This window comes from Capnocytophaga sp. oral taxon 903, assembly GCF_013394785.1.
GTDB classification, from domain to species: Bacteria; Bacteroidota; Bacteroidia; order Flavobacteriales; family Flavobacteriaceae; genus Capnocytophaga; species Capnocytophaga ochracea.
Genome location: NZ_JABXYW010000002.1, coordinates 182,580 through 197,893, shown reverse-complemented (window position 1 = coordinate 197,893; position 15,314 = coordinate 182,580). Strand labels below are relative to the sequence as shown.

The window sequence follows — 15,314 nt, the reverse complement described above, 5'->3', positions numbered from 1 at the left end:
AACTTCGCAGGGGTTTTTTATTAAAAGTAATAAATAGTTTAAATTCGTTCAGCAATCCAGCGAGATATGAACGCAGGTTTAGGAGCTCCTATTTTTTGTGCATAGAGATAAGTTTCTACCAAGTTATGGGCATCGTCGATGTATTTACCTTTGCTTTTAAATCCTTGCATTTCGTCTCCCATAAAAGTTTCGGATAAGAAATTGATATCATATTCTTTAATAACAAACTCGCGATGGTTGCGCTCTGTCATCATATCGAGTGCCCACTGAGTGTATTTTACATTATTTACGTGTGAATTGACATCTAAATCGCTTACACGCACTTTAAAATCGTTGACCTGATACATACCTTCGGGGAGATTGATACGGTCGGTATGGAAAGAGAGTCCGCCTTCGGTACGAGGAGAGAAGATTTCTTGGCGGTCAGTAAGCTCAATGGGGCGACGTGTTTGAATATCTAAGGTAATCCAAGTACTAGCACATTCACCTATTTTTTGGTCGTTGCAAAAAAGTTCGAATTCGCGAAAAGCATACACTCCTTTTACAGGGAGAGACCACGTTTTGACGGTGATACGTTCATTCCATTGAGGCCAATAGTGCATTTTTAGTTTTTGCTGTATGAGTGCCCAAAAGAATCCTTTTTTTACTAACTCTTCATAACCGAACCCTAAAAGTGAAGCGTGTTCGGCAGCGATATCTTGCAACATACCTAATACGCCATATAACCCGAGTTGATTGTTGAGGTTTACTTGTGTGCTACGCACTTTATAAGTTTCGGTGAAAATTGTTTTATCTTCCATAATATACTTTTAATGATAATTTATTTTTGAATATGCAAAGATATAAAACTATTTTCTATTTACTTACTTTTTATGGGACAGAATAGAGCAAACGCACAAAATTTTCTTTAAAAAAGAAGTGTACCTGACGGTACAGAGAAATTAAAATAAGATAGGTGTGTGAGCCATATGAGCGGGGAAAAATGAGGAAATGAGGAAATACCAATAATGCTAAAAATACTGATAATTAACTTTGCCAAAGGTGCGAGCCGCACAGGCAGTGTGAGCCACACGGGCAAAAATTTTGGCAAAGTGTATACCCCTAAAAGTGACACAGATGAGCTTTCGAAAGGAAACGGAGAAGTTCAGAAGAGGGGAGGGAGGGTTTTTGATGGAAAAAGGGTGTAATGAGGGTGGGGTTAGCTTATAGAGAGCTTATAGGAAGCTTATACGAATCTTGGACGATTGGTATAGAAAGGGTATATAAATAGTTGATTCATAATATAATAAAACAGTGCTAAAAATGTTAAAAACAGGGTTTCGAGACGAAAGAAAAGGGAATAGGTGATAGCCCTTAGACCATAGGCACTAGGAGGGAGTGTGACGGAAAAGCGGAGGAAACCTCCCCCCTTACACATACTCCGCTCTTGCAAGGCACATACTCAGCTGTGTCTGGCTACCTTCAAAGGGGAATATAATGACGGAAAAGTGAGAGGTACACTGGCGGAGGTTCGTAGGAGTTTTAGGAGAAGGTCAGAGGAGCTAGGTCGTCGTAGTGCGACAGGCAATTTAAAAATAATATTATATGTTGAGGTAAGAAAAGTGTAGCTTACGCTATAAAAATCCTACAAATCTTTACAAATCAAAGAAAAAGGCAACAAGTTGCCTGAAAGTCTCGCACAGATTACACGGATTGCACGGATAGCCCAATTGACAATTGATAATTGACAAATATGATGGGCACGGATTAGCAACTGCGTTGCTGGATTTCACAGATTACAATGTAAACACAACTGTAAATCAGTATTATATATATCGGACTGACATTTACTAATAGATGGTTACTGATGTAATTCTACTGGGGGACGATAATTAATGCCTTTGTGTAGCAAATATTGCAATTGGAGGTCTAACTTTTGGGTGAATTGTTGCCAATCACGCTTAGGCATCTCTGTCCACCCTGCTTCGGATAAGGCTAAAGCGCGAGGATAGGTCATATAAAAAGCGCGGAATACATCTTTCACACTTTCGCCCCACAAAGTAGCTTCAACTCCTAAAATATATTGCTTTTCTTCTTCGGCTGTGAGTGAAAAGGCGGGATTAAATTCATATACGCGTTGTAGGGTGAGGGTAGGCATCCAATCTACATTAGGCAAATCGTTTTTGGCTTGTGGATAATCGAAGTAGGCGTATTCGCCGGGGGAACAAATCAGTTTGAAATTATCTTTTTTAGCGCGCTCCAATACTTGCGGAGTAGTACGCATTCGCCATAGATACATCACACTATTTTTGGGATAGGAGGGGACTTCTAACTCTAACCAAATAAGAGGGCGCTTGTGGTTTTTCTCTAATGATTGATTTACCCTTTTGAAAAACTCACTCATCAGTTGTTGGTTATTGGTAGTGTGAAGACTCTGTTTGAGTTTGAGGGTAGGGGAGTGCTCAAGCCACTTGTCCATAGGGGCTTCATCACCCCCGATATGAAAATAAGGGCAGGGGAAAATAGCTGATAATTCTGCAATGACATCATCGATGAAAGTAAAGACCTCTTCTTTGCCTACACACAACAAATTCTTAGAAACACCCGCGGTAGTGCGTACCCCAATGAGGGTATCGTTGCAACTGAGGAAAGGATAAGCAGCTATGGCAGCATCGCTATGACCTGGTACATCGAACTCAGGCACTAACTGTACATTGCGCTGAAGAGCGTATAGTACGAGATCTTTTATTTGCTCTTGGGTATAAAAGCCTTCGTTATTGCGTTTAGAACCTTCGAAATCGGAACGTTTGCTCCCTATTTCGGTGAGTTTAGGATATTTCTTGATTTCTATACGCCACCCTTGGTCGTCGGTGAGATGCAAATGTAAGTAATTGAACTTGTAATGAGCCATTACATCAATGTATTTTTTAATATCGTCTATCTTCCAGTAATGCCGAGCGGGGTCAATCATTAAGGCGCGATAAGCAAAACGAGGCGCATCGGTAATGGTAAGACAAGGCAAAGATTTTTTGTGTGTTACCTCTGCCTCAAAAACGAGTTGATTGAAGGTTTGCTGGGCATAGAACTTTCCTGCTTCGGTGGCAAACTTGATGATAATTTGGTTAGGTTTGATGATAAGCTGATAGCCTTCGGGATTATTGATGGATTTATCCTGTATATAGCTAATTTTGGTACTTATCGGACAAGTACCCTTATGATAAGTTATCTCATTAGGCTGTGGTACCACATTGATTTGTGCGGAAAGTGGTAAGGCTAAAAATAGTAAGATGTAAAATAGTTTAGGCATAATATAAGAAAATGAATGTGCAAAAGAGACTTTTTGAATATTCTATTAGGGTGCATTAATCAATCTTTACATTCTTAGTGCGTTCTAACTTAAAACGTTCTTTATTCCAATGAAAAGGTTTGAACTCTTGATTTTTGATAATCTTATTATTGCGATAAATGAGATTCTCTACTGATTTGGCATAGAGAATAGGCTCATCAAAAGTTTCAAACACATTGTTTTCAATAGTAATATTAGAATGGAAATACTTTTGTTGTGCTTCTAAGTTGGGGATTTCGGGATAGATGGAAATAATAGCGTTCGTAAATTGATAATTAGCGGTAAGTGCATTGATGAAGTGGTTGTTTTTGATGATTACATTGTGGCAAGCACCTGTTTCATACCAGCCATTACAATCGCCACAGAGTAAGATAGCAGTGCCGTGAGTATGGTCGAAGGTGTTATTGGCACAAACGACCTTTTTAGGAGTGCTAAACAGAGCCCCACGAGCCCGATTGTTGCGCACTATATTGTTTTTGAAAATCACCTCAGGTGTCCAAGTAAGGTTTTCTACCCCACAAGGTGTATCGGGATTTACTTCGGCAGGTAGTATTTCATCGAAAGTGATTTTAAATATTTTAGCGCCTACTTCGGTAGTTTTATCAACGGCTTTAATGGCTTGAATGCGATAGGTTTTATCACCGATAACGTCCATTGTCTTGGAGGCAATGAACTGCACTTTATCACCTACATTGCCCCAAAGGAATCCCCACGATTGGGGGTGCATATACTGCGCTTTGATAGTGTGATTGTCTTCACGAGCTATTACTTTTAGGTAAGTGCCGTGTACGTTAATAGCATCATCCGCCATACCTTCATAGACTCCGTTTTCAGAGCGTATGAGCCCTTTGCAGGCTGAAAAGTGAGTTGCATCGGCTTGAGTAGTGAAATAGCGTTCGGTGCCTTCTTTTAAAGCTACGCGAAAGCGGTTGAGGGTTATATTTTCGGTGAGTTGTGCTAAGAGTCCCATACCTTGGGTGTTATGTACGGTTATGTTCTCTAACTTCACGTTCTTGCTTTCAGTAACGAAAATGGCAGGTGTAGGACGTGTGTAGGTGCGCAATACAAAACGCTCTCCTTTTTCCAAATAAGGTTTAGCACCTATGCCTTCGATGCGGAACTCATTAGGGGCTATTTCGGTAATTTTAGTAGGGTTAAAATTTACGTCAGCTCGCTTATAAGCCAAACGTTTGTCAGCTCTGAATATCATACCTCCAAAGGGAGTTTCTTCATAATCTTCGCCAGTGAAGAAGAGTTTCCCGTCCTTGATTTTATAGTTTCCTTCGGGGTAGAGTTGGGCTTTTACGGTGTTATTTTTTGCATCTACTTCGGTAATGTGCAACTGACGCAAATGAGGGGTTGCAAAGTCTATCGAAAAGTTTTTAAGAGTGATATTGGTACAGTTTTTCACTACAATAGGCAAGATAGTGCCGTGAAAGAGCCATTCGCTGTTACTGCCGTCAATCACTACATTATTTAAGTTTTCGAGATAAAGTCCTACTTTTTTGGGATTGGTTTGGTCGTGGTTGGAGATGTAGAGTTCTTTCTCGGTAGTTTGGTTGAGATAAAAATGATAGGTATCCTTGTTAAGGACGATATGTTTATGGCTACTTACTTCCATTTGAGCGGGTGTAGCAGGGGTAGTAACGGCTGTTTTGCAAGCGACTAAAATTAGTATCGTAAAGAGTAATATAAAGTTGAAATTTTTCATTGTTTTTGGTAAGTAAATTTATAACAAACTTTGTCAAAGCCCTAAGGCTTTGACAAAGTTTTTGATGTAAAAGAGAGTTTTTAAATGCCCTCTTGTATTATAAAAAATGTACAAATTACCAACCAGGGTTTTGTGTGTATTTTACTAATTGTATCTGGTCGATAGGCAATGGATATAGATATAGTTTATCGTTCCAAGTGTGGTGTCCTGCCGTAATGGAAGGGTAGATAATGAGGTAATTATTACTGTCTACAGGTAAATTACTAACACCTGAGTTCGCAGGATATTGTGCTTTTAAGGTAGCATTGAGCTTCATTCCACGTATGATTTTAGGATTTTCAATCAGCTTTCCAGCTTTCCAGCGTTTGATATCATCGATACGAAAACCTTCACCAATGAGTTCAACACGGCGTTCACGACGTATTTCGTACAACAAAGGGGTGACGGTATAACCGTAGTTTATAGCGTGAGTATCAGCGGTTACAGCAGTGGTAAGATGTGGCATTGCTACACGATCGCGCAGTTTGTTGATAGTTTTATCTAAGTCAGCTTGAGAGAGAGAACCTAATTCATATTTAGCTTCGGCAAAATTAAGTAATATTTCGGCATAGCGGAATATAAAAAGGTCTAAATCACTTTGATTAGCAATCCACTGTTCAGGGTCACTAGAACGTCCTTTTATAAGCCAATAACCAGTACTTGTTTGCCCTGTACCTACAGCCGGTAATGTTACTACTTGGCGTTTAGCAGGGTCAGAGTTTTCAGTCCATACAAAACCTGGAGTAGCGACTGTTTGAGCATAGCGAGGATCTCGGTTGGCAGCTTCGCCTGCTGGGGTACTATCGTCATAAGTGAAGGTAGTAGTGCCAATAGGCAATCCATCAGTAAAGAGGTAAGATTCCATAAAATCCTTACTACAACCAGTGCTATTTTCACCTGCTGTACGGGTATAACCGTGAGTGCCTGTTCCTTTGATATAGGTACGGTAGAAAATAGCTTCGGAGTTGCGAGATAAATCTTGCTGAATAAACAAATTACGGTAATCTTTATCAGGGTTACCTGTAGTATAAACACTATATCTACCTGAATTAATAAGGCTTTCTGAGGCTTCGACAGCTGCTTGCAACCAAGAACTTTCATCACCCAATGTATGGTATTTGCGATAAGTACCTTCCCATAAGGCAACACGTGATTTTAAAGCTAAAGCAGCATCTTTGTGTAAGCGTCCTGCTTCGGCTTGGGCTTTCTCAGGTAAGTTTTGGATAGCAAAATTCATATCTTCCATAACTTTGTCCATCACTTGTTTGTGAGCTACACGAGGTCCGAAAATAATAGGAGAGGCATCGTTTACTTTGGTAAGAATCAAAGGAACATCGCCAAAAGTCTTTACCTTATTCCAATAGTACAAAGCGCGGAAAAAGCGTACCTCGGCAGCATATTGTTCTTTTTTTGAACCAGTAGAGCGGTTGTAATTATCCAAGAAGAAATTGCAATTGTAAATACCGTTCCAATCGTTAATACTCCAGCCACCTCCTGTAGCAGGTATGGTGTAAGTTCCTGCCAAGAAACTGTTCATATTCTTAGGAGCCATATTATCAGAGTCGTTATCATTATAGAAGAACTGTACAGGCAAACCACCATAAAAACGGTTAGCAAAGATCTTTAAGTCTTCATCGCTATTAAAATATCCTTTTTCATTAAAAGCATCAGGAGGATATTTATCTAAGAAGTCATCATTTTTACAGCTTATTTGACTTAGCAAAGCACCTAAAAGGCCTATAAATGTGATATGTTTATATATTCTTTTCATTGTATTACTATTTAAATTATCAATTAGAAACGAGCTTGAACTCCAATCGTAATTACACGGTTGATAGGATAATTTTGACTAAGTAGCTCAGGGTCGTATGATTTGATGAGTTTTGTCCATTCGCAGAGGTTTTGCCCTGTGATGAACAAACGCAAGTTTTGCAAACCTATATTAGTTAAAACTTCTTTAGGCAAGGTGTAACCTAAGGTTATTTGTTTTAGACGTATGTAAGAAGCATCTTGCATATAGCGAGTTTGAGTTCGTGTATTTCCCCAACCACCGAAGCGCAAACGTGGGTAGTAAGCGTTAGGGTTTTCGGGTGTCCAGTGGTCTAATTGGTTAGTTGCAGGTACAGACCATTCGTCGGCATTACTAAATCCCCAGAAATACACATCGTTTAACATATAATCGCGTTTGCCAACTCCCTGGAAGAAAACAGTAAAATCAAAGCCTTTATATTCGGTATTTAAGTTCAAACCAAAGGTATAGCGCGCTTGGTTATTACCAATAACTGATAAGTCGCCGTGGTCATCTAAAGTGTTTTTACCGTAGTCGATTTTTCCATCGCCGTTTAGGTCTTTATACTTCACATCTCCTGCCAACCACTTATAGCCTGCTAATTTGGTTTTGTCAAGTTTAGCAGCATCTTCATCAGTTTGATAGAGACCTTCTGTAGTATATCCCCAAATTTCACCTATTTCTCTACCTACGTAGTAATCTCCTAAGCTACCTGTAGGGTTCAAATCGTATTTAGTAATGAAAGATCGACTATCCGCTAAATTAAACGATACACCGTATTTAAAATCTTCACCTATAGCATCACGCCATCCGAGAGTGAGTTCAAATCCTTTGGTTTCAAGGTCCGCAGCATTGCGTTGTGGAGCCCCTACGCCTAAAACAGCAGGTAGTGCTAATCCATTTACAAGCATACCCGTAGTGTTGCGGATGTAGTAATCAAAAGAACCAGTTAAGCGATTGTTCAAGAAGCCAAAGTCAACACCAAAGTTACGAGTAGCTACTTCTTCCCAAGTAAAATTATTGCTTACTAAACCAGGAGCTGATACATAAGGCAACTGTTGGGTACCGAAGATATAACCTGTTTGGTTACCATAAGGCATAGTAGGTAAATAAGGATAAAGAGCATTCACTTGTTGGTTAGGCAATTTACCGTATGAGACACGGAATTTCAAATCACTCACTACACTGTTAATAGGCTCAAAGAACTTCTCTTTGGCGATACGCCAACCTAAAGAAGCTGATGGACTAAATACATAGCGATTTTCACGACTGAAACGTGAAGAACCATCATATCTACCATTTACTTCTACTAAGTATTTTTGATTGTATACATAGTTTAAGCGAAAGAAAGATCCTATCAGTGCCCAATCAGAAATACCACTACCTACACTCGGTTTATCATCATTATTAAGTTTGAGGAAAGGATAGTCTTGATTCACTAAGTTTTTCACTTGTACACTGAAAGATTCATTATGTTTAGACTCTTGGTTATAACCTACCATTGCTTTAAAGTAGTGTTTTTCAGCAAAAGTATTTTCGTATTGTGCATAAATATTAGCAGCCTTATAGAGGTCGTGGCTATTAGCTTCATACACAGTAGCAGGGTTGTTATGAGGGTAATAACCCAAATCAGTAGCCTTATCGGGGTCATAAATACTAGTACCATCAGTGGGGGCACCGTATTCTTTGAACATCTTTACGTTATTTTTGCTATTCATATGATAAGGATTCCAAGTGTAATCACCAACTATTTTAATGTTTTTTATAGGGGTGAGAGTGAAACCAGAGGTTATCCATATATCATCTGATTTATAAGTATCACGTGCGCCAGTAGCAATTACAGCAAGAGGATTCGTAAAGTTACCTTGTCCAGAGAAGTGTCCGTCAGGGTGATATACAGGCATTAACGGTTTCACATCGGTAGCGAAACGCTCAGCTGAAAATCCACGACCTACATTAGCAGGCTGGTCGTTATCTTTGTGATTGACTGTTGATTTCAAATGGAGAGATAACCACTTTGTAATATCGGTATTGATGTTTAGCGTAATGTTATAGCGTTCAAATTTTTGTTTGGCTTTTTTGAACAAGCCATCTTCAGAAAACATACCCACTGAAGCCAAATAAGTAGTTTTATTTGTACCTCCTGAAAGTGATATATTATTCTGAGTTTGAGAAGCCCAACCAGGATACATTTCTTTTATCCAGTTGGTATTACCTACATATCGGTATTTTCGAGCATCGTTAGGGTCGATATATACTGAATTGGCAGGCGTAGGATTGGCTAAGTACTCTTTCGCTTTTTGAAGGTCAGTATCAGTGAAGTTTTGTGAACCAACTCCACTGCCGGTAGCACGACCAGTACGGTCAGCTTCCATATACATTTGCAAGTATTCTACTGAATTTACCAAGTCAGGCAAACGAGTAGGACGTGTAATAGAGTAGTCGGAGGAGATGTTTATTTGCATAGGGGTTTCTTTCTTACCTTTTTTGGTGGTAATCAAAACTACCCCAAATGCAGCACGACCTCCATATATAGCTGCTGAAGCGGCATCTTTTAACACAGTAACGTTCTCTACATCGTTAGGATTGATTTGGTTAGGGTCCATCTGAACGCCATCGACAAGTACTAATGGAGAACCACCGTTGAGAGAAGTATACCCGCGGATATTGAAAGAAGAACCAGAACCAGGACGACCGTTGCTAGTAGTGATGTTGAGGTTAGGGATAACACCTTGCAACCCTTGTCCGATAGTAGTAAGAGGGCGACTTTCTAATACCTTAGCATCGACAGTAGCGATAGCTCCCGTAAGGTTTTCTTTCTTTTGAGAACCATAACCTACGACTACTACTTCACCCAATTCTTGGGTGTCTTCTTTTAGTTTTACATTGATAATCAAGCTATTACCCCCCCCCTTACCAACGGTTTTTTCTTGGGAGGCATAGCCCATAAAACTGAACAATAGCACGTTGCCTGGAGAGGCTTCAATGCTATATTTACCATCGAAATCAGTAGCTACCCCACGGGTAGTTGATTTGATTTGCACACTCACTCCGGGAAGAGGAGTGCCTTTCTCATCGGTAACAGTACCGGAAATTTGTTTGTTTTGTGCCCATAGCAGAGAGGTAGTACTCCATAGAGCTATTAGCAATAAGAAGATTTTTCGTTTCATACTTCCAAAACTTTTTATTGGTTATTTAATGGTGCAAATATACTAATAAAAAAGAATATAAAGCAAATATTTTCGTAACTTTTTATTAAAATATTTTGTTAAAAGTTTAACAATTCAATAATAAAAGGCTATCCTAAGAAAATAATTTTTCAAGATAGCCTTTTTGTGTTATTAGAATCTGATTAATATCCTGGGTTTTGTTTCATACCAGCGTTTTTGTTTTTGTCTAAAGCAGTAGTGGGGAGGGGCATATACATTAAGCGAGGTGCCCATATTTTCTCAGCACCTAATTTCCCTACAACATCTTTTATTTGTCCTCTCATTACTACACTTGCCGCTTCAGTGCCTTTAAAGCCTCCGTTGCGAGTATCGTCTTCATACAAACGAATGTCGAAAAAGCGCAAGCCCTCACCAGCCAACTCTATACGGCGTTCTTTACGAATAAAGTCGAGAGCATCATTTTTAGAAAGACCGGTAGGTACTTCGGGCATACCTGCACGAGTGCGCAATTTGTTGAGCTCAGTAACTACTGTACCATCATAACCCGTATTTTGGGTATGAGCTTCGGCGTAAATAAGTAACATTTCGGCTAAGCGAATTACAGGGAAATCAACTCCTGTTCCATAATAAGCACCCCCTGATATAGGAATAACATCATCAGCACCACTCATTTTTCTGAAAGCGTAGCCACTTTCACCATAATTATTTACTTCGGGTACATAGTGTTGATATTCATTAGGACGATATTTGTTTACCGCTGAATATGGAAAAATAATAGAAGCATATAAACGACTATCCCTATTCTTAAACTGACTTAGATAGGCTTTATTAGGTAAAGAATTTTCTATACTGTTTACTGCTTCATTAAAAGTTTTCTTATTGGTATTTTCAATTCCTTTAATCTCATCAGCCAATGCTTTATAGTCTTTAATGCGTTGATCCATAGTAGAGAGAGTGGGCTTGGTTTTACCATCGGTTGTCCAATAAGCATCTACTAATTCTTGAGTAGGTACAATAGTAGCCCACGCTTGTTTTTCTACGAGATTAGGAGTGAGCAAGCAAGTTACACGTACCCAACTATTATTTTGTGGATTGGCGATGTATTCTTTGGCTATTATAGTTTCCGGACTATTATCAGCTTTCCAAATATCTTGGTAATTAAAAAGTCCTTTGATAAAAGTATCTTCATTAATACCATAAGCAGAGAAGTCAACAAACTTTTTAAAGTATTCACCGTCTTTTATCATATCAGCAGAAAGAGAGGCTACTTGATGCAAGCGATATCCACCGTTGTCAATTACATAGCGGGCAGCCACTTCGGCTTGGTCATATTTACCAAAGTAATAAGCCATACGTGCTTTAATAGCGGTTGCCATAGCCTTGTTAAAATAGCCCTTATCATTGGTTTGTGGCAATATAGCAATGGCTTCGTCTAACTCTTTGAGTACCCAAGTCCTAACTTCAGAGGCAGGATTACGAGGAAGCCCATCGGGAAAATCATTACTAACGTCTGTTGAAAGGGCTATATCACCAAAATAGAGAGATGCTATTCCATATAGCCAAGCACGCATTACGCGAGCTTCAGCTTTGTATTTTTCTCTATCATTAACGGGAATCTCTGGATAATCGTCAGCTTTTTTTATTACTTGGTTACACGCACGTATACTTTGGAAGTAACCTGCATATCCAAAATTTAATCCTCCATCTAAGGTATTGTTTTGTACAGCAGACCCATTGCTGTCCCAAGCATTACGTGAATATCCATTATCAGCATATCCATCTAAAAATATTTCGCCATATCCATCGGGTATCTGACGATAGATATTGTTACGTAATTGTACAAAAAGCTCAGCATTTATCTTAGAAGAGTCTATAGAGCCTTGAGGTGATTTATCGAAAAAATCGTCACCACAACCCATTGCACCTAATAATGCAAGTACAATGAATGATTTTTGTATGATATTTTTCATTGTTTTTAAATTTAATAGTTATGATAAGGTTAGAAAGAAAAAGATAAACCTGCAGTATAAGATTTCATACCTATTGAATAACCGCGACCGCTGGCTACTTCGGGGTCGAAATCTTTCATACGTTTATCGCCTCTAAAAGTAAATAGGTTATCTCCCGAAAGATATACACGAGCATTGGTTACCCCTAATAGCTTTTGTACCTCATCAGGTAAAGTATAACTAAGAGTTATATTTTTGATTCTAAAATAAGAAGCATCAAATAACCAATAAGATGACATTTTGTTGTTATATTCATAGCGTTTGTCGGAGGGAGAAAACAGCTTAACATAAGAAGTGTCTTGATTATCGGGGCTCCAGTTATTAGTTTGCCATTTTCTTGGTACTGAGTAATTAAAGAAAGCCTGTGAAGCTTCATTATCCATATATACCTTCACATCAGTTACTCCTTGTCCCATTATGGAAAGAGAAAAGTTTTTATAATTCAAATCTAAGTTAATACCATAAGTACATTTTGGGACATCATTAGCTACTACTGTACGGTCTTTATCATTAATAACACCATCACCATTGATATCTACATAACGCAACATACCTTCTTCAGGTTTTTGGTCACCAAGAGGTATAAATCTTCCTTTTTTAATATCTTCAGGAGTATAGATACCATTTACTTGATACATATAGAAATCACCTACTGAGCCACCTCTGCGGAATATCCAGTAACTATCAGGGGGTAATTCATCTACTTTATCTCCTAAGTCTTCAATGATATTTTTGTTATAAGTGGCATTGACAGCAATATTATAAGAGAAATCTCCAAACTCTTTTCGGTGTGAAACTACAAATTCTACACCTTTGTTGCGTACTTTTCCTACATTACGTGCAGGGATTTGATTTTTTGACAATCCTGTTTCTTCCATTATGTCATTAGCACGAACTAAAATACCATCAGTCAAACGGTTGTAGTAATCAAAGGTGAGACCGAAAAGTCCTTTGGCAATATTTACATCAAGACCTAAGTCAGTAGTGGTTGTAGTTTCCCAAGTAAGATTTGGGTTACCAATACGCCCTTCGGTAAGCACTGTTTTACTTTCACCTCCTATTACTACAGTACCTGTATTTTCGTATGTAGAATAAGTATCGTACAGACCTACATTTTTTATATTACCATTCTTCCCCCAATTGGCACGCAGTTTAAGCCCATTAATCCAAGAGATGTTTTCCATAAATTTTTCTTGGTCTATACGCCAACCTACGGAGAAAGAAGGGAAGTAACCCCAACGACCGCCTTTAGCGAAACGAGAAGAGGCATCGGCACGGAAATTGGCTTCGAAAAGGTATCTTTGGTCGTAAGTGTAACCTATCCTACCAAAATAAGAATTGATACTTTCTTCTTCATAAAAATTAGTATTTTCTTGTCCGTTGGTTTTAAGTTGGTCAGACTCTTTTGATGAACCTCCTGTAAAATCGTTCATACTGTTACTTGCAAAGTTTTTTCGACCTACAGTTAAACGGCGATAATTATATATGTCAGCTTGTGTTCCAAGCATTATACTTACTGAATGCTTTTCATTGAACACAGTATCGTAGTTTAACCAACCATTATAGGTAAATTTATCGGAATATTGCCAATCTAATTCCATTTGGTTTACATCAGAACCAGAAGCAGGAATAATGCCTGCGGCAGGATTTAGAAAATTAGGGACTCCTTTACGCTTATTTGTAAAATTGAAATATTGGTAATCGAAATAATTATAACTGAAGAGATTGGTTATTTTTAAATCGTTTATAGGGCATATTTCAGCAGAGACAGAGCCTAATATACGACGAGTAGTAGAGTTTTTTCGTCCGTTTTCAGCCCACATACGCAAAGGGTTTAAGGAAGCTTCTTCCCCTGTTGTTGTACGACCATTGCGTACAGACCCCCATTCACCATTAGAATGTTTGGCTACTTGAGTAGGAGGAGTACGAAGAGACTCAATCATTGTTGCACCCCCGTTAGGGAGATCGTATTTGGTGTAAATAAGATTTAAATTAGAGGTGATTGTGAGCCATTTTTTAATTTCAGAAGAAGTTTTGGAGTTGATGTTATACCGATTAGTTGATTCTCCTCTTGTAATACCTTCTTCTCGAAGAAAACCTGTACCTAATATGTACTTAAACTTATCAGAACCTCCTGAAAACTGTACATTATGTTTGTTTAAGAAAGCTCTTTTTCTTAGAATTAAGTTGAACCAATTGGTATTGGGATAACGGTCGGGGTCGGAGCCATCACGATACTTTTGTATCATTTCAGGGGTGAAAGTGAGGTTTGCTTCGGCTATTCCTGAATTGCGTTCTGCTTTGGTAAACATCTCAGCATATTCAGCTGAATTTACCATATCAGGCAAGTAAGTAGGCATTTGCATACTTGTAGACCCATCGTAGCTAATTTGCATCACTCCTGATCTTGCTGATTTGGTAGTAACCAATACAACCCCATAAGCAGCTTTTGCGCCATAGATAGCTGCTGATGAAGCATCTTTTAAGAAAGAGATACTTTCAATACTATTAGGGTCTATAGAATTGAAAAAATTAGTGGTTACCTCTATCCCATCTACAATATAAAGAGGATCGGAATTACCTAAGTTACCGCGCCCACGAATGTTAAGAGTGGTACCTCCAGGACGAGAGATAATGGTTACCCCTGCTACCGTTCCTTGTAATGCTTTAGCAATGTTTGAGGAAGGGCGAGTTGCTAATTTCTTAGTGTCTACTGTAGCTACGGCTCCCGTAAGGTTTTCTTTCTTTTGGGTACCATAGCCTACGACTACTACTTCACCCAGTTCTTGGGTGTCTTCTTTCAGTTGAACGTTGATAATCAAGCTATTACCCCCCCCTTGCCAATGGTTTTTTCTTGGGAGGCATAGCCCATAGAACTGAACAATAGCACGTTGCCTTGAGAGGCTTCAATGCTATATTTACCATCAAAATCAGTAGCTACCCCACGGGTAGTTGATTTGATTTGCACACTCACTCCGGGAAGAGGAGTGCCTTTCTCATCGGTAACAGTACCGGAAATTTGTTTGTTTTGTGCCCATAGCAGAGAGGTAGTACTCCATAGAGCTATTAGCAATAAGAAGATTTTTCGTTTCATACTTCCAAAACTTTTTATTGGTTATTTAATGGTGCAAATATATTAATAAAAAGGAATATAAAGCAAATATTTTCGTAACTTTTTAATTATTTTTTATTACGATGTAAAATATATAAGGAAAAATAAGAAAATAATAATAATACCAGAAATACCAAAAATGCCGATAATACCAGAAAT

At 38.6% G+C, this 15,314-nt stretch carries 9 protein-coding genes; 1 reads left to right on the top strand and 8 read right to left on the bottom strand.

Annotation, left to right across the window (positions count from 1 at the left end; genetic code table 11):
• Positions 1 to 38: 38 nt before the first annotated feature.
• Positions 39 to 800 carry an acyl-[acyl-carrier-protein] thioesterase gene (locus HW279_RS00900; RefSeq protein WP_009410646.1) on the bottom strand — a complete coding sequence of 254 codons (762 nt, stop codon included), beginning with the start codon at positions 798 to 800 and terminating at the stop codon, positions 39 to 41.
• A 207-nt stretch (positions 801 to 1,007) separates the two neighbouring features.
• Here HW279_RS00900 and HW279_RS10935 point away from each other — a divergent pair, with 207 nt between their 5' ends.
• Positions 1,008 to 1,187 carry a hypothetical protein gene (locus HW279_RS10935; protein ID WP_255495749.1) on the top strand — a complete coding sequence of 60 codons (180 nt, stop codon included), beginning with the start codon at positions 1,008 to 1,010 and terminating at the stop codon, positions 1,185 to 1,187.
• 653 nt (positions 1,188 to 1,840) lie between these two features.
• Here HW279_RS10935 and HW279_RS00895 read toward each other — a convergent pair.
• The 7 genes from HW279_RS00895 to HW279_RS10930 all read right to left on the bottom strand — a co-directional run bounded on the left by HW279_RS00895 (position 1,841) and on the right by HW279_RS10930 (position 15,137).
• Complete coding sequence (locus HW279_RS00895; protein ID WP_178957611.1) at positions 1,841 to 3,286, bottom strand: beta-N-acetylhexosaminidase; 1,446 nt, start codon at positions 3,284 to 3,286, stop codon at positions 1,841 to 1,843.
• 55 nt (positions 3,287 to 3,341) lie between these two features.
• Positions 3,342 to 5,036: a right-handed parallel beta-helix repeat-containing protein gene (locus HW279_RS00890; RefSeq protein ID WP_178957610.1), complete on the bottom strand. Its 1,695-nt coding sequence runs from the start codon at positions 5,034 to 5,036 to the stop codon at positions 3,342 to 3,344.
• A 115-nt stretch (positions 5,037 to 5,151) separates the two neighbouring features.
• Positions 5,152 to 6,846, bottom strand: coding sequence for a RagB/SusD family nutrient uptake outer membrane protein (locus tag HW279_RS00885; RefSeq protein WP_178957609.1), 1,695 nt, complete (start codon positions 6,844 to 6,846; stop codon positions 5,152 to 5,154).
• A gap of 23 nt (positions 6,847 to 6,869) precedes the next feature.
• Positions 6,870 to 10,034: a SusC/RagA family TonB-linked outer membrane protein gene (locus HW279_RS00880; protein ID WP_178957608.1), complete on the bottom strand. Its 3,165-nt coding sequence runs from the start codon at positions 10,032 to 10,034 to the stop codon at positions 6,870 to 6,872.
• Between the two features lie 182 nt (positions 10,035 to 10,216).
• On the bottom strand, positions 10,217 to 12,004 hold the full coding sequence (locus HW279_RS00875; RefSeq protein ID WP_178957607.1) for a RagB/SusD family nutrient uptake outer membrane protein: 1,788 nt from the start codon (positions 12,002 to 12,004) through the stop codon (positions 10,217 to 10,219).
• A gap of 29 nt (positions 12,005 to 12,033) precedes the next feature.
• A complete protein-coding gene (locus tag HW279_RS00870; protein ID WP_255495748.1) occupies positions 12,034 to 14,865 on the bottom strand; it encodes a SusC/RagA family TonB-linked outer membrane protein in 2,832 nt (943 codons plus the stop codon).
• Positions 14,862 to 15,137, bottom strand: coding sequence for a carboxypeptidase-like regulatory domain-containing protein (locus HW279_RS10930; protein ID WP_002673073.1), 276 nt, complete (start codon positions 15,135 to 15,137; stop codon positions 14,862 to 14,864). The genes HW279_RS00870 and HW279_RS10930 overlap by 4 nt, the downstream gene beginning before the upstream one ends.
• Positions 15,138 to 15,314 lie beyond the last annotated feature (177 nt).